Source organism: Arenibacter latericius DSM 15913, assembly GCF_000424985.1.
In the GTDB taxonomy this organism is placed as follows: domain Bacteria; phylum Bacteroidota; class Bacteroidia; order Flavobacteriales; family Flavobacteriaceae; genus Arenibacter; species Arenibacter latericius.
This window is the reverse complement of record NZ_AUKX01000036.1, coordinates 1-21255: the sequence shown is the minus strand read 5'-3', so window position 1 is coordinate 21255 and position 21255 is coordinate 1. Positions and strand designations below refer to the sequence as shown.

15 protein-coding genes and 1 pseudogene are annotated in these 21255 nt (G+C 36.0%); 11 read left to right on the top strand and 5 right to left on the bottom strand.

The window, feature by feature from the left end; genetic code table 11:
- Positions 1–4: 4 nt before the first annotated feature.
- From H344_RS0111665 to H344_RS0111655, 3 genes are all read right to left on the bottom strand, one after another.
- Positions 5–1117: a zinc-dependent alcohol dehydrogenase gene (locus H344_RS0111665; RefSeq protein WP_026810491.1), complete on the bottom strand. Its 1113-nt coding sequence runs from the start codon at positions 1115–1117 to the stop codon at positions 5–7.
- 63 nt (positions 1118–1180) lie between these two features.
- Positions 1181–2335, bottom strand: coding sequence for a Gfo/Idh/MocA family protein (locus H344_RS0111660; protein ID WP_026810490.1), 1155 nt, complete (start codon positions 2333–2335; stop codon positions 1181–1183).
- 67 nt (positions 2336–2402) lie between these two features.
- Positions 2403–3452: a sugar phosphate isomerase/epimerase family protein gene (locus H344_RS0111655; RefSeq protein ID WP_026810489.1), complete on the bottom strand. Its 1050-nt coding sequence runs from the start codon at positions 3450–3452 to the stop codon at positions 2403–2405.
- Positions 3453–3724: 272 nt separating this feature from the next.
- Here H344_RS0111655 and H344_RS0111650 point away from each other — a divergent pair, with 272 nt between their 5' ends.
- The 11 genes from H344_RS0111650 to H344_RS0111595 all read left to right on the top strand — a co-directional run bounded on the left by H344_RS0111650 (position 3725) and on the right by H344_RS0111595 (position 18668).
- Entirely contained in the window at positions 3725–4609 is an 885-nt protein-coding gene (locus tag H344_RS0111650; RefSeq protein WP_026810488.1) for an AraC family transcriptional regulator, read from the top strand.
- A 354-nt stretch (positions 4610–4963) separates the two neighbouring features.
- Complete coding sequence (locus H344_RS0111645; protein WP_051254281.1) at positions 4964–6262, top strand: MFS transporter; 1299 nt, start codon at positions 4964–4966, stop codon at positions 6260–6262.
- 152 nt (positions 6263–6414) lie between these two features.
- Positions 6415–7254 (top strand): sugar phosphate isomerase/epimerase family protein, encoded by an 840-nt coding sequence (locus H344_RS0111635; protein ID WP_026810486.1) that lies wholly within the window; start codon positions 6415–6417, stop codon positions 7252–7254.
- A gap of 93 nt (positions 7255–7347) precedes the next feature.
- Positions 7348–8460, top strand: coding sequence for a ThuA domain-containing protein (locus H344_RS0111630; RefSeq protein WP_026810485.1), 1113 nt, complete (start codon positions 7348–7350; stop codon positions 8458–8460).
- A gap of 405 nt (positions 8461–8865) precedes the next feature.
- A complete protein-coding gene (locus tag H344_RS20105) occupies positions 8866–12483 on the top strand; it encodes a PAS domain-containing hybrid sensor histidine kinase/response regulator (RefSeq protein ID WP_051254280.1) in 3618 nt (1205 codons plus the stop codon).
- A 40-nt stretch (positions 12484–12523) separates the two neighbouring features.
- On the top strand, positions 12524–13243 hold the full coding sequence (locus H344_RS21050; protein ID WP_157378245.1) for an Hpt domain-containing protein: 720 nt from the start codon (positions 12524–12526) through the stop codon (positions 13241–13243).
- A 2-nt stretch (positions 13244–13245) separates the two neighbouring features.
- Positions 13246–13632, top strand: coding sequence for a response regulator transcription factor (locus H344_RS0111615; protein ID WP_026810484.1), 387 nt, complete (start codon positions 13246–13248; stop codon positions 13630–13632).
- Positions 13633–13666: 34 nt separating this feature from the next.
- A complete protein-coding gene (locus tag H344_RS0111610; protein WP_026810483.1) occupies positions 13667–14719 on the top strand; it encodes a HEAT repeat domain-containing protein in 1053 nt (350 codons plus the stop codon).
- A gap of 72 nt (positions 14720–14791) precedes the next feature.
- Positions 14792–16228, top strand: a complete 1437-nt coding sequence (locus H344_RS0111605; RefSeq protein WP_051254278.1) for a glycosyltransferase family 2 protein — start codon at positions 14792–14794, stop codon at positions 16226–16228.
- Between the two features lie 16 nt (positions 16229–16244).
- The gene (locus tag H344_RS0111600; protein WP_026810481.1) at positions 16245–17498 is read left to right on the top strand and encodes a YaiO family outer membrane beta-barrel protein; all 1254 of its coding nucleotides are present in this window, start codon (positions 16245–16247) and stop codon (positions 17496–17498) included.
- Between the two features lie 3 nt (positions 17499–17501).
- Positions 17502–18668 carry a hypothetical protein gene (locus tag H344_RS0111595; RefSeq protein ID WP_026810480.1) on the top strand — a complete coding sequence of 389 codons (1167 nt, stop codon included), beginning with the start codon at positions 17502–17504 and terminating at the stop codon, positions 18666–18668.
- Here H344_RS0111595 and H344_RS0111590 read toward each other — a convergent pair.
- Together H344_RS0111590 and H344_RS21980 are read right to left on the bottom strand one after the other, a co-directional pair.
- On the bottom strand, positions 18662–20695 hold the full coding sequence (locus H344_RS0111590) for an LTA synthase family protein (protein ID WP_026810479.1): 2034 nt from the start codon (positions 20693–20695) through the stop codon (positions 18662–18664). The two genes, H344_RS0111595 and H344_RS0111590, sit on opposite strands and share 7 nt — an antisense overlap.
- 335 nt (positions 20696–21030) lie before the next feature.
- Positions 21031–21255, bottom strand: a pseudogene (locus tag H344_RS21980) (IS110 family transposase); the annotation flags it as partial.

Sequence of the window (21255 nt, the reverse complement as noted above, 5' to 3'; positions counted from 1 at the left end):
GTTATCAGTTCATCTTTACAACCGCCTTTACATTGGTGGCTTTTATGGAGTCTTCAAAGGCCTGGGTGATGTCCTTAAAATCATAGAAATCCGTATAGTGTTCTGCTGGAAATGCACCAGTTAGCATCAGTTTTTGGGCCACCATATAATCTGCCCTGCAAGAACCCATAGATCCTCTCATATTTAGGGAAGTCCTAGTAAGGTGGGTAGCATTAATTTGGACTTCCTTGCCATATGTTGCAATAACACAAATATTCCCTTCGGGACGTACAACATTAATTGCTTCAGACAAAACTTGGGGTACTCCCGAGCATTCTATAAGTAGATCTACTTTACTGTTATTGCCAAAAGCAACTCCATTAGCATCTGTAATTCCTTTTTGTAATTGGGCAGTTAAGGTATTTTCTGGAGATACCTCAATGGTAATAAAGCCCCTTTCCCTTGCCTTTTTTAATCGGGTATCCCTATCATGGGCAATTCCTGTAATAGCAACCCTTGCCCCTGCAGCACGTGCTACCTCTGCAGACATTAGTCCGATAATACCACAGCCAGTAACCACTACATCATCACCAGGTTTAATAGCACATTTATTATATAGTGCATTTACCACTACAGATAGTGGCTCTATTAAGGCTCCTTGCTCTGGGCTTAATCCGTTCATTAATACTACAGCGCGATCGGACTCCAATACTACTCGTTGACCAAATCCACCGTTTCTATGGAAGCCTATAATCTCTTTAGACGGACATAAGTTCCATTTAGATACGCTACAAGCGGGACAATCTTCTTCTTGACAGCCCAACATGGCCAATGGGGCAAAAATGTCTCCTACTTTTAAATCTCCGTGGTCTCCCGGACCCAATTCTAGCACCTGAGCACTAAATTCGTGCCCAATAACCCTTGGTCGCTCTACCCAATCAAAATTAGCTTTTCCCAAGGCGGCACTATTATCTGATCCACAAATACCTGTAAATAGAGTCTTTGCAAGAATTTCCCCTTCTTTTAATTGTGGAATATCCATTTCTACAACTGAAGTGTTTCTGGTAACCAAGCCATCCGAATTGGGCATTATCTTTTCTCTTCCGTGAAGACAAAAGCCTTTTATTTTTTCACTCATTTTTCTTTTTTTATTATAATCGATAAAAGATTAGGGTATTCAGAGAATACCCCTTTTAAACTATTACCAATTAACTCCAGTATCTTTCCACTGTCTGTCTTTTGCTGAGTCTAATACGGCCTCGCAAACTTTTTGTGTTTCCTGAGCTTCTTTAAAGGTAGGGGAACAAACCGAATCGTCTTCTAAACTTTTAAAGAAATCCGCTGCCTGATGTACAAAAGTATGCTCATACCCCACACTTAATCCAGGCACCCACCATTTGTCCATATAAGGATGATCACCATCAGTAACATGTATAGATCGCCATCCTCTTTCCATAGATTCGTCCCTATGATCAAAATACTCCAATCTGTTTAAATCGTGTAGATCCCATCTTATAGAAGCATGTTCTCCATTTATCTCAAAAGTTTTTGCTGCTTTGTGTCCGCGGGCATATCGCGTAGACTCGAATACTCCTAAGGAACCGTTATCAAAATGACAATGAAAGATACAAGCGTCATCTATACCCACCTTTTGTACTTCCCCCGTTCCGGTATGAACACGTTCTTTTATAAATGTTTCTGTTACTGCAGACACATCTTTAATTCCACCATTAAGCCACATTGCTGTGTCTATACAGTGTGCCAACAAATCTCCAGTAACTCCAGAACCTGCAGCATCATTATCCAAGCGCCAGGTACCTTCCCCTCCTTGGGGTAAATCTGGGCTTATGGTCCAGTCTTGCAAAAAGTTTGCACGATAATGGAATATTTTACCCAATTTTCCAGCATCTATAAGATTTTTTGCAAGGGTAACCGCAGGCACTCTACGATAGTTGTACCATACTGAATTTTTTACACCCGCTTTTTCTACCGCGTCTACCATAGGCTGAGCCTCTGCTACGGTTCTGGCCAACGGTTTTTCACATAATACCATCTTTCCGGCTTCTGCAGCTGCAATCGCGATCTCTGCATGCATATTATTAGGAGTACAGATATCAATTGCATCAATATCGTCCCTTGCGATTAATTTTCTCCAATCAGTTTCTATAGATTCGTATCCCCATTGATCCGCAAAGGCTTGTACCCTTTCTTTATTACGTGCACAGACCGCTTTAAGTACAGGACGGAACTTTAAATCTGGAAAGAAATTAGCCAATCTATTGTAGGCATTGGAATGGGTACGCCCCATAAACCCATAACCTACCATTCCTATTCTGATTATATTTTTATCTGACATTCTAATTTGCTTTTATTTTTTTAATGAAAATTATTTAAGTACTTATTCCTTGTAATAGGGCGTCCTACTATTCGGCTTCATACCAACCGTGTTGTTTTCTTACCTTAACCATTGCTGCTAAGATATCATTCCAAGTTTTTGGTTGCATCATCACCTCATTGGGGAACATACAACCATCCCAACAGATATGCTTAAATTTTTTGGTTAGTATTCCATTCTCATCACGCAGCCAATAACCCGCATCCTCAACAATATCTAACTTACCATTGGGATCAGATGCCAAACAATGTCGACCTGTTTTATCGTGTGAACCCGCGCCAAACACCGTCCCATCATTCTGTGCAACATGAAAATCAATAGTCCATGGCCTTAAGGCATCTGTTAAGGTTTTTAATCCTTCTTTAAGAGTCTCTCTATCTTCCCACTTAAAGTCTTCAGGTAAAATTCGCTCATCGGGTTTATTGTACCCCAAAAGGTATAATAAGGTATGAGCCATATCTGCCTGAAACCCTATATTGGGTCTATCTACTTCTTCTAGCGTATTTATCATGGTTTTCCATCCATGCATCCCACCCCAACATATTTCTCCTTCGGCTGCTAAAGACTCACCATAGTCTGCAGCCACATCACAGGCTTCCCTAAATGTTTGGGCAATTAGTTTGGTATTAGCTACCGGATCGGCAGCCCAACTAGCAGGATCTACAGAAGAATCTATTCGAATAATTCCATGAGGCCTTACCCCAATATCACGAAGTTTTTTACCAATTATACACGCTTTACGTACTTGCGTTACAAACTGGTCGCGCTCTGCTTTGGTTCCCATTGCAGAACCTCCGCCCGTTCCTGCCCAAACTGGTGCTACAAGACTTCCTATTTCAAGGTTTTTTGCACGTGCCTTATCGGCCATCCTTTTAATTCCGTCATCGGTAGAGTCAATATCCATATGTGGATCGGATACAAAAAGATCGAATCCATCAAACTTCACCCCGTCTACCTCCGCATTCGCCGTAAGGTCAATAAGGGTGTCCAACGAAACTGGTGGCTCAGAATCTGGTCCTTTTCCCACTACGCCAGGCCACGAGGCGTTGTGAAGCTTAGGAAAATTGTTTTCTTGCATAGTTTTTGATTTTTTATTGATTGGTTTTAGCTATTTCCCTTAAATAGAGAAAGCTAAAAAGTTATTTACAGTACTAAAAGTCAATCCAACTCTTCAAATCAGTAATTAACATTTACTCTATTTTGAAGTCTAAATATATTGATTAATTATGAGCGCAATAATCAACTCCTACAAATCTAGAATAGATTGTAACTATATATTTCCTGTATTTTACTAAATATTGACACTTTTCTGTCTTAAATTAGAGCCTTTCAATTAAAATAAGAGAAATTATGAGTAGCCCGAATATTGAAAAGACCTTAACAAATAAGCAAACTTTTATCTTTAAGGATTTGGTGGGCCCTTATTTTAACCCCAATTGGCATTTTCATCCAGAATTCCAAATTTCTATTATTGCAGAAGGTAGGGGCACTCGTTTTGTAGGCGATCATGTACAGTCCTTTGAAAAGGGCGATCTAGTAATTACCGGCCCCAACCTCCCCCATTTATGGCGAAGCGACGATGTCTATTTTGAGAAAGATAGTACACTAATCACAAGAGGTTTAGTTATTTACTTTGATAACGAATTACTAAGCAAATCTCTATTAGAAAAAGAAGAGTTTTATAATATTAATAAAATGGTAGAGAATTCTGTTAGAGGCATGGAGTTTTATGGTGAAACCAGACAGAAAGTTAACCAATTAATGCCGGAAATAGCAGAAAAAAAAGGCTTTGATAGAATTATGAAGCTATTAGAAATTATAGATATACTCGCCAATTCCGAGGAGTACAATCTATTAGCAAGTCCGGGTTACGTAAATGTATTTAAGGGAGACGATGCAGAAAAAATGCAAATAGTTTACGATTATGTTATGGACAATTTTAAGACCAAAATTTCTTTAGACGAGATTGCTAGTTTGCTAAATATGACCCCAACCTCTTTCTGCAGGTATTTTAAACCTCGAGCCAATAAAACTTTCACCCGTTTTGTAAATGAAATACGAATAGGACATGCTAGAAAATTATTGCTAGAGGATAATTTTAATATTTCCCAAATTAGTTACGAGTGTGGATTTAATGCTTTATCTAATTTTAATAGGCAATTTAAATCCATTGTAAAAATGAGTCCGCATGAGTTTAGAAAGCTGTTCCTAAATATTAAAACCAGCATATCTTAAAAGAGTTACATAATACGGTGAGACATAAACAGGGAATCAAGAAGTTCTAAGTATTATAAGCTTAAAATGCCCTAGAATTATATAATACTATCCCTAAAAGACAAAATAGTACTGTTCTTTATCAATAAATAGGAAGCAATAAATAACTTTAAGATTTAGATTTGTTGGGATAATATGTATTTTGCGTTTAAAAGCCGTCAATTTTGGTATTTCACGGATCGAATCCAAAAAAATGCCTATCCTTGTCCGATACTATGAAAACCGACCTAAAAAAATTATGAATATTATAAAAAAGTGATTAATCTTATCGTTTCATATCAATTAACCAAACAATCAAAATAAACTATTAACTCGATGGAAAAAACAACATCTATTTTACACCCTAATGCGAACAGATTATTTTGGGGTAGCTGCCTCGCTTTAATTACAACAGCTTTCTCCTTTAGTATTAGAGCTGGTATTTTACCACAGCTAGGTGAGGAACTGAGCTTATCTGCAGAGCAGTTAGGCTTCATTAATTCTATGTGGTTTTTAGGCTTCCCTATTTCTATGGTTATTGGGGGTTTAATTTATCATAAAGTAGGCGGAAAAGCCATAATGCAATTTGCTTTTTTTGCACATACAATAGGTATTATAATGACCATTTATTCTGGTAGTTACACCGGTTTATTAGTATCTACCTTACTTATTGGTTTAGGTAACGGTTGTACAGAAGCTGCTTGTAACCCTATGATTGCTGATGCCTACCAAGGAGTTAGGATGAGTAAAATGATGAACCGTTTCCATATGTGGTTCCCAGGAGGAATTGCTATAGGTAGTGTTATCTCTACCTTTATGTCTGACGGCTTTAATATTGGCGGAAGCTTATTAGGCGGAGGCATGAGTTGGGAGAGTCAGATCTGGGTAATCCTTATTCCTACCCTAATATACGGTTTTATTTTCCTAGGTCAGAAATGGCCAGAAGCAAAGGTAGAAGAGGCTGCTACCCTTAGCGGTAACTTAAAAGCGATGTTATCCCCTTTATTTATTTTTATGATCTGCTGTATGGCATTAACCGCAATTTCCGAATTTGGTCCCCAGCAATGGTCGAGCCTTATCTTAGAGAAAAGTGGTGCTAACCCTATGTTAATTCTAGCATTAGTAACTGGTCTAATGGCGGTTGCTAGATATTTTGGAGGAAGTGTTGTAAAACAGTTTGACCAGACTGGCGTTTTATTAGGCTCAGCTGTTATCGCTACTATAGGTATCTTCCTATTTAGTACACAAACAGGAGCTATGGCTTATGTAGCAGCAATATTCTTCGCATTGGGAGTTGCTTATTTTTGGCCAAACATGATTGGCTTTGTAGCTGATAAAATTCCAAAAAGTGGTGCTTTGGGTATGTCTATTATTGGTGCCGTAGGAATGTTCTCTACCTCAATATTTCAACCGATTATAGGAGGGTGGATCGATACTGATAAAGCTGAAGCTGCTGCGGCAGGACTTACAGGGGATGAATTGGAGTTGGTAGCCGGACAAGCTACTTTGAGTACCATGGTTGCTTTTCCTGCTATCTTAATTGTTCTTTTCACCTTCTTATGGTTCTGGATGAGAAAACGCAATCAAACTTCAGCTGCGGAAGCTGCAAGTGGACAACCCGCTTCAGAACTATAGAAAATATATTAAAATAACCATCCCCGAGGCAAAACTCCTCGGGGAGTTATTTAGATTAAATAATCCATACCAAATAGAATCTTTTCGCCAGTCTATACTTTCTGTATTATACTTCATTCTTTAAGCGAAACTGATTTAAAAAACTATAATTTATGAAAATCGGAATGAATATGTTGCTCTGGACTAACCATGTTACAGAACAGCACTTCCCTATTGTGGAGAAAATTAAGGCAACTGGTTATGATGGTATAGAATTATTCCTTGGAGAAGGGAATGAAAGCCATTATTCTAAACTAGGATCATTCTTTAAGTCACAAGAACTAGGAGTTACAGCCGTGGCCAGTTTAGCACCTGAAGAAAATATAGCAAGTCCGGATCTTAAAACAAGAGAAGCTGGATTAGAAAAATTAAAATGGTCTATAGACATGAGCGCCGCCTCTAATGTAGAAGTCATATGCGGCCCATTTCACTCTAGCTTTGCCTATTTTACTAGGCAACCCCCTACTCTATCAGAAAGAAAATGGAGCGTAGAAATGTTACAAAAAGCAGCTGAATATGCTGAGTCTGCAGGTATTATACTTGCCCCCGAAGCTTTAAACAGGTTTGAATGTTATTTGTATAATACCATGGCCGATTTAAAGACCTTGGCAGAACAAGTAAATCATCCTAGTTTAGGCGCCATGTACGATAGTCATCACGCTCATATAGAAGAAAAAAGTCAGGCAAACGCTTTAAAAACCATTGCACCACACCTAAAACACGTCCATATTAGTGAGAATGATCGTGGAACACCTGGAAGCGGACAGGTTCACTGGGAAGAGGTTTTTAGCACTTTAAAAGAAATAAAATATGACGGTTGGCTAACTATTGAAGCCTTTAGCACAGTGATACCGGAGTTTGCGAATGCCATTAATGTTTGGAGAGATTTTTCCCCATCAGAAGAAATCTATACCAAAGGCCTTGCCTTCATAAAAAAAGGAATGCAAGGATAAAAAGACAACCTAAGGTCTATCCATTTTACTTTAGAATACTCTCCATTTTAAGAGTTATTTCTAGTTTGATAAAAACACTATTTAAAATACATTATGAAAAATTATTTTTACTTACTTCTTACCCTACTTATAGTTTCCTGTAGCGGAAAAAAAAACAAACAGGAAAAAAGTGAGTCCACTGTAGAGGAAGCTGTAGAATGGCTAACATTTAATGGAAATGACAATAATGCAAAGCATATTGTTTTCATTTCTGGGGATGAAGAATACCGATCTGAGGAGGCATTAACACAGATGGCAAAAATTTTAAGTACGCATCACGGGTTTAAATCGACTGTCTTATATGCTCAAAATCCAGAGAAACCAGGAATTATAAATGCCAATTATGGTCAGAATATACCCGGTTTAGAAGCCCTAGAATCGGCAGATATGATGGTCATTTTTACTAGGTTCCGTGCACTACCAGACGACCAGATGCAACATATAGACAACTATTTAAAAACTGGGAAGCCGGTAATGGGTATCCGTACATCTACCCACGCCTTTAATTTTAAGCCAGAATCTAATTCTAATTTTAAACATTACGGCAATTACTACAACGGTGAAAAAACGGAATGGAAAGACGGTTTCGGTCGATTTATTTTAGGTGAAAATTGGATAAACCATCACGGACATCACAAACATCAAAGCACTAGGGGTATTATTGCCGACGGAGCCGAAGGACACCCTATAACTAACGGATTAGAAAATGGGGATGTTTGGGGCCCTACCGATGTATATGGAGTGCGACTGCCACTCCCTGGAGATTCTGAACCTATTATTTTAGGGCAGGTAGTAAACCGTGCAGGAGAATTTGATGAGAAAGATATATTCTTTGGGATGAAACCTACAGATAATGAGGTGGCGAAAACCAATGACAAAGGAACCGATCTAAACAATCCTATGATGCCAGTTGCTTGGACTAAAAGCTATAAGCTGCCAGACGGTAAAAAAGGAAAGGTTTTTACTTCTACCATTGGGGCGGCCAACGACCTGTTGATTGAAGGTACACGCCGACTTTTAGTAAACGGGGTGTTTTGGGCAATGGATATACCTGTACCTGAAAAAGCTGACGTTACCTTAGTAGGCGATTATAATCCCACTACTTACGAATTTAGAAAAGATGAATATTGGGATCAAAAACAACTTAAAGTTACCGATCTAAAATAAAGAGTAAGCCAACTACCCTACCGCGCTTTTAAAGCAATTATCTTTAATACAAAAATTAGGCGCGGTAGAGGTAGTCAAATTTATCAATTGACAATCCTAGAACAAGGTGAGAGATAGCTTGCGCTACACCATAAAATTATCATACTAACTAGGAAAAATACTACAGGTTTTAAAAACCTAACCTATTCATCCTATTCTGCTTAGAACTCCTCTTGCCCTATCACTATAATAAATTGGATATAGCTTCTGAATTTTACTTTTCTATACTTTATTTACTTCATTACTAAAATAGATTACCTTTACTCCATAATTTTTTGGGAACAATTCTTTTGGGTATAAGTTGCTATTTATCCGACAAATAGAAAGATTTTCGTATTTTCGCGGTAGTTTCCCAATTAAATTTTTATGTCGACACCCTCCTTATTGAAAAATCAATTACATAATTTAATACAAAATGATCCGGCCATTTTCAGATGGATAACGGAAAAACCTGTTGATGGGTTATGGTTCTTTGAAGCAAACAGAAGCGATCATTTTTGGGTGAGTCAATCTTTTTGGCAGGCCTTACAATTTAATCTGTCAGAATCAGAATATGATGGGACCTTTATAAATGATAAACTAAATGTAAATGCCATTGAAAGCCTTCAGGTATTTATAAAGTCCTTAAACAATAATAGGCCTAAAAACTCTTCTACAAAACTATCTGTACAAGACGCAAAGGGTAACCATAAGGATTTAGCCATAGAAGCTTACCCCATACAAGACAAAGAAAACAAACTATCCTATTTATTGCGATTTAATAAGCTTAAAAATGGGTTTAAACAAGAACGAATTGAGCTAAATGCACTCATCGATCTTTATGAGGAAACAAATGAAGTTGCACAAGTAGGAGGTTGGGAAGTTCATTTATTAAATTATAAAATTCACTGGACCAAGGTAACTCAAAACATTCATGAGGTAAATAGTGACTACGTGCCAGAGTTTGAGGAAGCAATTAAATTTTATAAAGAAGGTTGGAGCAGGGATCTTGTTGTTAAATCTTTTAATGAATGTATTGAAAAAGGTACTTCCTTTGATTTAGAATGTAAATTAATAACTGCAAAAGGCAGGGAGGTTTGGGTCCGCTCATTTGGAAAACCAGAATTCAAAAATGGAAAGTGTATTCGTGTATATGGTGCTTTCCAGAATATTGATAAAAAAAAGAAACGAGAAATTGAATACAAAAAAACTAGGGTTCAATTCCAAAATATTTTTGAAAACTCAACTATAGGAATTCTTTTAACAGACAAAAACAATAAGGTTGTCGATATTAATCCCGCCAGTATTAAAATTTTCGGCTTTGAAAATCTCTCTAAGGAAGAGGTTTTACAATTAACTTTTAAGGACGTTATACATCCCGATAGTCTTGCCAACGCGACTAAATTTCGCAACAAATTAATTGCTGGAAAATTAAGTAGTTATAAATTAGAAATAAAATGTAATCACTCTAGTGGCAAGATCATTTGGTGTAACCTAAACAGTTCTATTATTCCTGGAGCGAACCATCAAGAAGACCTTATAGTTACTCAAATTGAAGAAATTACGGAGCAAAAGGAGTTGCAACGTATAGCTAAGGAAAACGCCGATAAGTTTATTAAGGCTTTTGACAACTCTCCTAACGGGATGGGAGTAATTGGTCTTGACAGGAAGTGGGTATTGTTTAACAACCAACTTGCTGAAATGATAGGTTATTCTAAAGAAGAATTTACCAAGCTTAGGTTTAGAGACATTATTCACCCAGAAGATTTAACTAATGATCGTGATTTAATCAACAAACTTGTTGAAGGGGAGATTGAAAAATATAGTATTGTAAAAAGATACATTCACAAAAATGGTAATATAGTCCACGGCCACTTTCACGTGGCCGGTATTTATGATGAAGCGGGTACTGTTACTTCACTAATCGGTGAGGTGGTAGATATAACCGAGTCCATTTTAAATCAGCAAGCCTTAGAGTTAAGTTTAAATGAGTTTAAGGCGTTGCTTGATGCTACCACACAAATTTCCATTATAGAAACCGATTTAGATCTTACCATTAAAAAATTTAATAAAGGGGCTGAAAATTTATTAGGATATTCTTCCAATGAGGTAGTAGACATATCTAACGCAGCAATTTTCCATGTAGAAGAGGAGATTACTGAGCATATTAGCGTGTTGTCAGAAAAATATGGAGAGCCTATAGCAAAAGAGGCTGCCTTTACTCATGAGATTGCACATGGTGTTATGGATCCTAAGGAGTGGACCTATGTTAGAAAGGATGGTAGTACTTTTCCTGTTCAGCTTGTAGTTACACCTATATTAGATAACAATGGAATTACCACTGGATATTTAGGAGTAGGTACCGATATTTCTGAATTAAAGGCTATGGAAGAGTCTTTAATTTCGGCTAAAGAAAAAGCAGAAATGGCAAGTAAATCTAAATCGGATTTTCTTGCAAACATGAGCCATGAGATTAGAACCCCTTTAAACGGAATCATTGGGTTTACCGATCTTTTAATGAAAACATCGCTTACAGACAGTCAGCTAAACTATATGAAGACTGTCCATATTTCCGCTATATCATTATTAGACCTAATCAACGATGTTTTAGATTTTTCCAAAATTGAGGCTGACAAGCTGGAATTAAATATAGAGAAAACAGACTTAGTACAACTATGTGGTGAGGCAATAGACCTTATAAAGCACCAAGCACATGATAAGGAATTAGAAGTTCTACTTAACATTTCCCCTAAAATAAAGCGCTTCCTTTATGCAGATACTGTTCGCCTTAAGCAAATTATCATAAACCTCTTAGGGAATGCTGTGAAATTCACGAATAAAGGTGAGGTAGAGTTAAAAGTAGAAGGCAGCACAAAAGATATTGATGCGGGAAAAATGATATATCAATTCTCTATCCGGGATACCGGAGTTGGAATTGCACCAGAAAACATGGATAAAATATTCCATGCCTTTGATCAAGAAGATGCTTCCACAACTCGTAAATTTGGCGGGACTGGACTTGGTTTAACAATTAGCAACCGCTTATTAGACCTTATGGGAAGTAAGCTTCATGTAAAAAGCATTCCAGACATAGGTAGTGTTTTTTATTTTGATGTGGCTTTTAAAACGGAAATAGAACAGCTTCCAAATGAGACCACAGGAACACGTAGCGTTAAAGAAGTTTTAGTTATAGACGACAATACTAATAACCGTACTATAATAAAAGAAATGTTGGCTGTGGAGAAAATTAATTCCACCCTACTATCAAACGGAATTGAAGCTATAAACACCTTGCAAAAAGGTAATAAGTTCGATTTGGCAATTATAGATTACCATATGCCATATCTAAACGGTTTAGACTTAATTAAACATATAAGAACAGTACTTAACATTTCCGAGATTGAGCTTCCTATTATCCTCTTGCACAGTTCTGGTGATGACAATAAGGTAAGACAAGAATGTGCCGAATACAAGGTGCAGTTTAATGTGGTTAAGCCTATACAAATGAACGCCCTTTTTAATCTTATTTCAAAAATCCAAAGTCAGGAAATTCTACATTCAGTTGATTCATCAGGGCAAGGAGAGGTAAATATCTCCGCTTATAATTTTAAGATAATGGTAGCGGAGGATAATGTGATAAATAAACATTTAACTAGAACTATTCTTAAAAAATTGCTTCCCAAAGCAGAGCTAATAGAAGTAGATAACGGGGAAGAGGCTATAGCGGCTTTTAAGAAAAATGAAATCGATTTAATATTAATGGATATACAAATGCCAGTATTAAGTGGATATGAAGCTTCTGCTGAAATTAGAAAAATAGAGAATACTGAAAGTAGGGTACCTATTATTGCCTTAACGGCAAGGACTGTATCTGGAGAACGCCAACGATGCTTAGAAAATGGCATGGACGATTACGTTTCCAAACCAGTAGTGTTAGAAACCATTAAAGAAATCATAGTAGACTATTTAATAGAAACGGAAAAGCATTCTACTAATATAAACTAAGACTCAACTCAAATAATCAAACTAAAACCTATAAAATCAGGTGCAAAACAAAAAAATCATATTAGTAGAACGTCAAGCCGATGAGCGTGCTATTCTAAAAACAATTCTAACTGACAGTTCATTTGAGGTTCTAGATTTTAGCGACAGTATGGGGGCTATACAATGGGTCATGGAAAATGGCAATCCCAACTTACTCATATTAGAAGAGTCTTCTATTCCATTAAACGGATTGCAAACCATGGATTATATGCGAACAGAACTTAAAAAAGAACACCCTACCCTAATAGCATTAGAGTCCGACACCCATACTACAGCTAGAAAACTACAAGGCTTCTTAAAAAAACCATATTCAGATAAAACCCTTAAAGAAGTAGAAAACTTCCTAAATGATTTAGATATACCTAATGAAGCTGAGAAGTTACCCAAAGCCTATTCTTTAGACTATTTAATAGATCTGTCTGATGGTAACAAAGAGTTTATTTCTGAATCACTCGCTCTTTTTAAAGTTTCAGTTTCTGAAAAATTAATAGAACTTGAAACTTCTATTGATCAACGGCATTTTGAAGAGGTAAGAAAAATTGCGCATAGCATAAAACCTTCTTTCGATATGCTTCTAAATCAAAAAGGAAAAGAACTGTGTCAGCGCATGGAACATTCCAAGGATGATGAAGAACTAAGTGCTTTGGTGCAAGAACTAAAATTAGAGTACCAACTAATACAAAACCAAATAACTGTAGATACTCCAATAGAAAAGATTTGAAAATGAAGAAAAAAATATTGGTCATAGAAGACAATCCGATGGTTGTTAAGTCTCTTGAATTTAAGCTTTTAAAAGAAGGCTATGATGTTGTTACGGCAATAGATGGAAGGAGTGCTATGGAGCAATTAGAAAACAATCATTTTGACTTAATCCTAACGGATTTAATGTTGCCTTTTGTTTCTGGCAATCAACTAATAGAGTATATAAAGAAAAATCATCCAAATATTCCTATCATTGTTCTGTCTACAGCAACCCAAGAAGATATTATTACTAATGCCTTTACCATGGGTGTTGATGATTTTATAACCAAACCCTTTAGTCCAAATGAATTAGCTTTGCGCGTTAAAAGAAGTATTGGTTCTTTTAAAAATCAGTTATCAGATAATTAAAATATGGCACTAGGGCCTAATTATATCTTTTTTAATGTTGACACCACCTTACATTATTGACTTACCCTCCCTACTGGAAATTAACCTAGTAATGTCTTTGGTGTTTTTTATTCTAGCGATATCTTTAATAAGTCTTATCCTTTATCTACGAGTACATAAAAACTTTAGAAATCAAAGAAAAGATAAATTAGAGGTGTTATTAATAGATTTTATCAATAACTATTTATTCAATGAAGATTTTGATAAACCGAATGAGATTAATAGATTCATAAAGAATCAACTTAAAACTACGCTAGACAAAAAAGTAGCTACAAAACAACTTCTAGTTTATGCCGAAAATTTAAAAGGGGAATCCTCAGCCGTAATTAAGGAAATATTTTACGGTTTTGGATTATACAACTTTCTTATCCAAGACTTAACACAAAAAGAATGGTATAGGCAGGCTAGAGCGCTAAATGTTGCTTATCAATTGGACATGGATATTCCAATGGATTTAGTTGACTCATTTATCAACGCTAAAAATAAAGAAGTAAGGCAACAAGCTTTTTTATACCTAATACATAGATCTACAGACAACCCATTAGGGTTTTTAGACAAGGTAACTACTCCATTAACTCTTTGGGAACAGATCCATATCGAAAATGGCCTTAAGACCTATGAAGGAGTCCCCCCTGATTTTTCTAGATGGCTGTATCATAAGTTAACTAGTGTTGTAGTTTTTAATCTAAAAATGATTGCAGACTACAACCAATATCAGCATATCCCTATCTTACTGAAATTCTTAAATCATAAAGATCTCGAAATACGTCTGCAGACCATAATTTCCTTACGAAAAATGGAAGCCCCGGAAATGATACCCATTTTAGTAGAAAATTTTTCAAAAGAGAACCCTCAAATTAAAAAAGAAATCTTAATCACATTAGGAGAAATTGGACTTGAAGAACAGCTGAAATCTGTAGCGCCATTTATTCTTCAAGAGGAACTAGACCTTAGAGTTTCCTATCTTAAAATTGCACGCCATCTTAACCCAGGAGGTGCTAAAGAAGAGATAGATGATTTTAAGAAGATTACAATGCTACAGGCATAGGAAAATCTAAAATTAGCAAGCTCTAGTGAAAATCATCCATCATTTAACAATCCTATAAAAAATCAGTTAGTATTGAATTTTAATTTTTTCGAATTAATAGACATAGCAAGCCTGCTGTTTTTAACCTATGGTTTAATAATCATATCAGGCTACGTTTTCTTGGCGCTATTTTCTTTTATGGAACTACGCGATTATAAGCGCAAGCATAATTTTAAAGATGAAGTCCCCTTACTCCAATCTTCCCATCTCCCTAAGATTTCAGTTTTGGCTCCAGCCTATAACGAGGAAGCAAACGTAATTGAAAATGTAAGGTCATTACTCACTCTGGATTACCCTTCTTTCGAAATTGTTATCATCAATGATGGGAGTTCCGATAATACCCTACAGAGTTTAATTAGCACATTTGACCTATACCTAGATGATGTACTGTATTACCCCCATATTAATACAAAAAATGTCCGAGGCATATACTCTTCAAAACATCAGGCTTATAAAAACTTAAAAGTAATTGATAAAGAAAATGGTGGTAAAGCAGACGCTCTAAATACGGGAGTTAATTGCTGTAGCCACGATATTATTTGTTGTATAGATGTAGATTGTATTTTAGAAAGGGATGCACTTTTAAAGCTGGTAAAACCGTTTTTAAACAATGATAAGAAGGTAATTGCCTCTGGAGGGATTATCCGTGTTGCCAATTCGTGCATTATAGAAGATGGCAGAATTATTAAAGTTCGTTTACCGGATACCTTTATTGCCCGTGCACAGATTCTAGAATATTTCCGAGCATTTTTAATGGGTAGAATGGCATGGTCACGTGTAGATGGCCTGTTACTAATTTCTGGGGCATTTGGCATGTTCGACAAGAAAATTGTCATTGAATCTGGCGGTTATAATCCAAATACGGTAGGTGAAGACATGGAGCTATTAGTCCGTATGCGCCGACTAATGAGGGATAAAAAAATACCATATACGGTCAGCTTTGTTCCTGACCCGTTGTGTTGGACAGAAGTACCGCAAAGTTGGAAGGTTTTATATAGACAAAGAAACCGCTGGACACGTGGTACTATAGAGACCTTAGGTTTACATAAAAGACTTCTATTTAATCCAAAATACGGGGTGTTAGGCATGCTCAGCACTCCTTATTGGATGTTTTTTGAATGGTTTGCACCTTTAATCGAATTTGCTGGAATAATATTTTTAATCTTAATGTTCCTTTTCGGTCAATTAAATTTGCCTGTCTTTCTAATATTTTTTGGAGTAGTCTATACCTTTTCAATTTTATTTTCTATAACGGCCTTATTCTTTGAAGAATTTTCTTTCCAACAATATAAAAAACCTAAGTATATGCTGCGTTTACTTCGTACTGCTTTACTAGAGCCTATTTTATATCATCCTTTTGTAATGTGGTCCGCTGTTAAAGGAAACATAGATTTAATATTGGGGAAAACAACCTGGGGAAAAATGACCCGAACAGGCTTATCTAACCCATCAAAAACAAAACCTAATTAACTATTATCTAATGATTATGGCTAAATATAAAATTCAACTTTTTTTATTATTACTCTTAGTCTTCCAGTTTGTCCCCCTATCTGCACAAACAGAACTATCTACAGACGAACTTTATACCAATGCAAGGAAGGCTGCCTTTGATGAAGACAACTATGGAAAAGCAATATCCTTACTTAAGAAAGCATTGGCTAAAAGTCCGGACTATTTAGAGGTAAGTGTCTTTTTAGGTCGTATATACACCTATACGGATAGTCTTCCAAAAGCTAGAATGGTTTTTGAAGAAGTGCTAAAGAAAGAAGCAGGACACGAAGAAGCAACACTAGCTTATGCCAACCTAGAATATTGGAATTCCGACTCGGAAAAAAGCTTAAATATCCTTAATGCTGGTATAAACCAGCATCCTGATTCCGAAAACCTTGGATTGTTAAAGGCTAAGGTTTTAAAGGATTTAAAACGGTATGACGAATCTAGAACTGTAATAGATCAGTTGCTAAGAAATAACCCTGAACTCACAGAAGCAAGAAGTTTATTAGGAAGCGTTAATAGTTCTTCTGCAAAAAACAGCATTGGACTAACCTACGATTTTATTTATTTTGACAAACGATTTGATGATCCTTGGCATTTAGCTAGCGTAAACTATAGCAGACAAACAAAATTAGGTTCTGTGATTGCCCGTTTTAATTATGCCAATAGATTTACTACCAACGGTGCACAGTTTGAAGTGGATGCATATCCAAGAATATCAAATCTGTTTTATGCTTATGTTAGTGGTGGAATTTCTGAAAACAAAGGTATTTTTCCACGGTACCGTGCAGGCTTTTCTTTATATGCCAACCTTCCTTCTTCCTTTGAAGCTGATGCTGGATTTCGATTTCTAGCTTTTTCAGGTAATACCTGGATCTATACTGTTGGTGTGGGTAAATACTATAAGAATTATTGGTTTAATTTACGAACCTACCTTACCCCTTCCACCAATTCAATCTCTCATTCCTATTCCTTAACCACGAGATATTATCTTGGGGGGGCAGATGATTACCTTAGCTTTAAAATTGGCACCGGAATATCCCCAGATGACAATGTAAATAGCGTAGCCTTTGATCCGGACAATATCTATAAACTAAAATCTATCAACTTTGCATTAGGGTATAAAAAATTACTTTGGGACACCAATGTAATTAGTATCCAAGCTTCATTGGAAAATCAGGAATACGCACCAGAAACTAAGGGAAACCAAATTTCTCTAAGTGTTGGCTATAGTAAACGTTTTTAACTTATGGCAAAAAGAATCATAGGACTACTACTTGTTCTGATAATTGCAACTCCCATTACCATGTTTGTGACTTGGTTGGCTACGCCTAAAAAAAAATTGGTGATAGCGTTAGTAGACAAAACTGTACTAACTAAAAAAGGCCAAGAACATATTTCATTAGGTTGGATTTTAAACCACAACAGGTACACCAAAACATCAGATAAACCTTATAAGATAGGTGAAGATTATTTTGGTTTTTTTCCATTAAAAAATGAAGAGTTCCAATTAAAAGGCCTTGAAAGATTTACACAAGACCAATTGAAAAAATTAAGTGCCGATGCTGACATGACCTATTACACCGATACCTACGGAATTTACAAAAACGAATGGTATAAGGAAGGAAATGTAGGTGAACAGTCGGGTATGCTTTATGGTGGCTTAAGCAATGACGATATTGTCTTTTTAAAAGCGATGAAAGATCGTCATAAACTTATTATTACCGAGTTTAATACCATTGGCTCCCCTACCCATTCTGGTAACAGAAAAAAATTTGAAGATTTGTTCCAACTAAAATGGACCGGATGGACAGGCCGCTATTTTAATAATTTAGACCCCACCGTAAATTTAGAAATCCCTAAGTGGCTAATAGAGAATTACAAAAATTCCCATAATGGAGCATGGCCCTTTTCCCGTGCCGGTCTCGTTTTTGTAAATGACAATGACCAAGTAGTTATTTTAGAAGAGGGCACACATGTAAACAATGCTCTTCCTTATATCCATGCTACTCCCGAGGGACAAAGTAGATGGCATTTACCAGAAAAAACAAAATATCCATTTTGGTTCGATATTATGGTTCCTAACCTAGAAGTAAATACGGTTGATGCATCTTATAAATTAAATCTATTGCCAGAAGGAAGTAAAGAACTGGCCAAATATGGCATTCCAGAGTCGTTTCCTGCGGTAACTCGACATTTGGGAGACGACTACCGCTTTTTTTATTTTTCGGGCGACTTTAGCGATAATCCTATTAAATATAATAGTTCCTATTTTAAAGGCATCGGTTTTTTTAAAGGTTTCTTTTTTGATGACCGTGACCCTTTAGAACGCGGTAGTTTCTTTTGGAATTTCTACAAACCTATGGTTACCCAAATATTAGAAAATGAAATGGAAATTATTACCCAAAATCAATAATTAGCGTTGTATTTTTTATAAATAGAATCGGGCACCAAGGGAGCCTCATTAATGAGTTCCCTATTTCGTCTTTTAAAAGCTTCAAAAGCGGCTTGTAATTCCCGCTTTTTTTCTGGGTTATCAACTAAAACTTCCCCCATATTGTCAATCAATTGATACAAATTGTTTCCATTAAGATGATAGTCCCCCATAACAAAGTCGACCAAATCTGTCTTTGTTTGCATTAATGGGATTTGTTTAATATTTCTAAATTTACGAACTGTATCTAACCCACTTCCCATAAAGCTCACCTGCTCTGGTAGTTGAACCTGGTGGTTGTTCCCTAAATAATTCAGTAAGCTAGGGGCAATATCAAAATGACTGGACAAAGATGCAATTTCTGCAGTCCTAGTTAACATAGGTGAAAAGAGTAACAATGGTACATGATAGCGATCTATCTTAGTACTCATAGGAATCTCTGGAATACGATGGTCGCCTGTAATTAGGAAAATCGTATTTTCATAATCATCACGTTTCTTATATTCTTTTATGAAATCTTTTATAGCATCGTCTGCATAGAGAATAGTAGCATATTGTTTGGCATATCCTTCATATTCCTTCTTTTTATCATTATTAAATCCAAGTTCGTCTAATCGTTCTTCAAACCTCTTCTTATAATACTCATTGTTGTGTAATAAAAACGGACTATGGGTAGTAACGGTAAGTAAAATATTCAGTTTAGGTTTTGTTATGGTATCGTCTCTTTGACTATTTAAGTAATAGCGATATAGTTCATTATCACCATAACCCCAAGTGAAATTATTATTTGCAGGTAGTTTTTTATACGTACTGGGAAATGTTCCCTCATCAAAAATATTATCTATTCCATTCTTTTCAAGATAGCCCTTCATACCATCAAAACTAGCATCTCCTCCATAATAAAAGCTGGCTTCGTATCCATGGTTCTTTAAAATACTCATCAACGAATTTTCATTAGGCATCTTATCTTCCAAGGCTAAAAATCCATTCTCTGCAAACGGAAGTGAGCCTACTAATGAGGGCAATACTGCAAAGGTTCTCCCTCCATTACTTAAAAAGTTTTTCCAGTAGAGACTATTTTGAGACAAAGAATCCAAATAAGGAGTGAAGTTACCTAAATACGCATCTTCATTAGTATAAGCCCTTCCCAAACCTTCTACGATAATTACAACAATATTAGGAGCCTGCTGTTTAGCCTTAAAAAACGGGGATAGTACGTCGTCTTGAGGCCTTGTATGTAAAAATGGATAGGCATCATCAATATAATCCACAGTTTTTAATCCGGCCAATTGCGCAGCACCAGGGCCACCCAAATAGTCATCGGCATATATATCTACCTCGTATCCTTTTTTAAATAAGTAATTTGCCGCCTCACTATAAAAGTGTTCCGACTTATTAACTACCAAGTTATTTGCAAAGTCTGTGCTTAATTGCGGCTTAGCTATAACTTTAGCAATCCCAGTACTATAAACTAATAGAGAAGCAATTGGTAATGCAATAGCGATGGCTTTGGGAGCTTTCCATTTTTTAGGAATAAAATATAACGCCAATAAAAGTAGAGCTAAGACAATGAATACACCCAATACGGAAATGAGCGATACGCCACCAGATGCCCCTACGGTCTGTTTAATATCTTTTATAGAATACCCAAAAAGGTCTGCACCTAGTAAAACAAGAGAAGTATTGTAATAATTTATTAAGCTTAAATGAATAATAAATAGAAGAACCAATATGGACCCTAAAAAAATCTTTGCAGTTTTTTGATGTAAGATGAAAATAAGTGTAAAAATAATAAATGGGATAAAAACCCATTGCACCCAAAATACGGTATCAATAAACAAACTAGATTTCAGCAAGCTAAAGTACCCCATTGGTAAAAAGTGACTTTCCTTATAAATAAAAAGTTCTATGGCACTTATAACCCAAAGAAAAATCAGCGCAATAAGGGCATAGATGCTAAAGGATTGTAAGGCTTTAAATAGGGATGATTTTAATGTACTTAAGGTCATAGGGAACTTCGAATTATTTACTTAAACTACTAGTCTTTAGTTATCACTATAAAAAAATTATTTTACCGAATAATTTAAATATAAGTGAACCTGTAGTTTAACTAGCATGACAAATATAAGTTTGTATTCTTAAACTCGCTTTATACTACTGCATTAGTTTAAATAAATGATATAAATAAACTGCTAAAACAGCTATATCCTCTAGGAAACTTACTAAGACACCTGATGGATACTACTATTAATATTTAAATGTTCGGACCAAAAAAAAAAATCAGGCCTGCCCGCCTGTATTCTATGATTAAAAAAAGGATATCTACTTTAATTTATCAACAATCCTAAGCTGCATATTTCATAAGATTAATATAGGGTTCATTTCGCGTAATAACTGCAAACATTCTGGACACTAATTTGTTTCTAATAATATTGATTGTGCTCATCTTGTTTTTTCCTTCCTCCAGTCTCCTCTGGTAATATGCTTTCATTTCCGGATTATGCTGTAAGGCCGATTTTGCACATAGATCAAGTAGGCTCTTTATTTTCTTGTTGGCTAGGTTACTAAC

What these genes read in the sequence shown, in the direction of transcription:
- H344_RS0111615 (WP_026810484.1), top strand. Translation starts at nt 13,246, where the DNA reads ATGAAGAAAAAAATATTGGTCATAGAAGACAATCCGATGGTTGTTAAG.
- H344_RS0111635 (WP_026810486.1), top strand. Translation starts at nt 6,415, where the DNA reads ATGAAAATCGGAATGAATATGTTGCTCTGGACTAACCATGTTACAGAA.
- H344_RS0111630 (WP_026810485.1), top strand. Translation starts at nt 7,348, where the DNA reads ATGAAAAATTATTTTTACTTACTTCTTACCCTACTTATAGTTTCCTGT.
- H344_RS0111590 (WP_026810479.1), bottom strand. Translation starts at nt 20,695, where the DNA reads ATGACCTTAAGTACATTAAAATCATCCCTATTTAAAGCCTTACAATCC.
- H344_RS0111655 (WP_026810489.1), bottom strand. Translation starts at nt 3,452, where the DNA reads ATGCAAGAAAACAATTTTCCTAAGCTTCACAACGCCTCGTGGCCTGGC.
- H344_RS0111660 (WP_026810490.1), bottom strand. Translation starts at nt 2,335, where the DNA reads ATGTCAGATAAAAATATAATCAGAATAGGAATGGTAGGTTATGGGTTT.
- H344_RS0111610 (WP_026810483.1), top strand. Translation starts at nt 13,667, where the DNA reads ATGTTGACACCACCTTACATTATTGACTTACCCTCCCTACTGGAAATT.
- H344_RS0111665 (WP_026810491.1), bottom strand. Translation starts at nt 1,117, where the DNA reads ATGAGTGAAAAAATAAAAGGCTTTTGTCTTCACGGAAGAGAAAAGATA.
- H344_RS20105 (WP_051254280.1), top strand. Translation starts at nt 8,866, where the DNA reads ATGTCGACACCCTCCTTATTGAAAAATCAATTACATAATTTAATACAA.
- H344_RS0111595 (WP_026810480.1), top strand. Translation starts at nt 17,502, where the DNA reads ATGGCAAAAAGAATCATAGGACTACTACTTGTTCTGATAATTGCAACT.
- H344_RS0111645 (WP_051254281.1), top strand. Translation starts at nt 4,964, where the DNA reads ATGGAAAAAACAACATCTATTTTACACCCTAATGCGAACAGATTATTT.
- H344_RS0111650 (WP_026810488.1), top strand. Translation starts at nt 3,725, where the DNA reads ATGAGTAGCCCGAATATTGAAAAGACCTTAACAAATAAGCAAACTTTT.
- H344_RS0111600 (WP_026810481.1), top strand. Translation starts at nt 16,245, where the DNA reads ATGGCTAAATATAAAATTCAACTTTTTTTATTATTACTCTTAGTCTTC.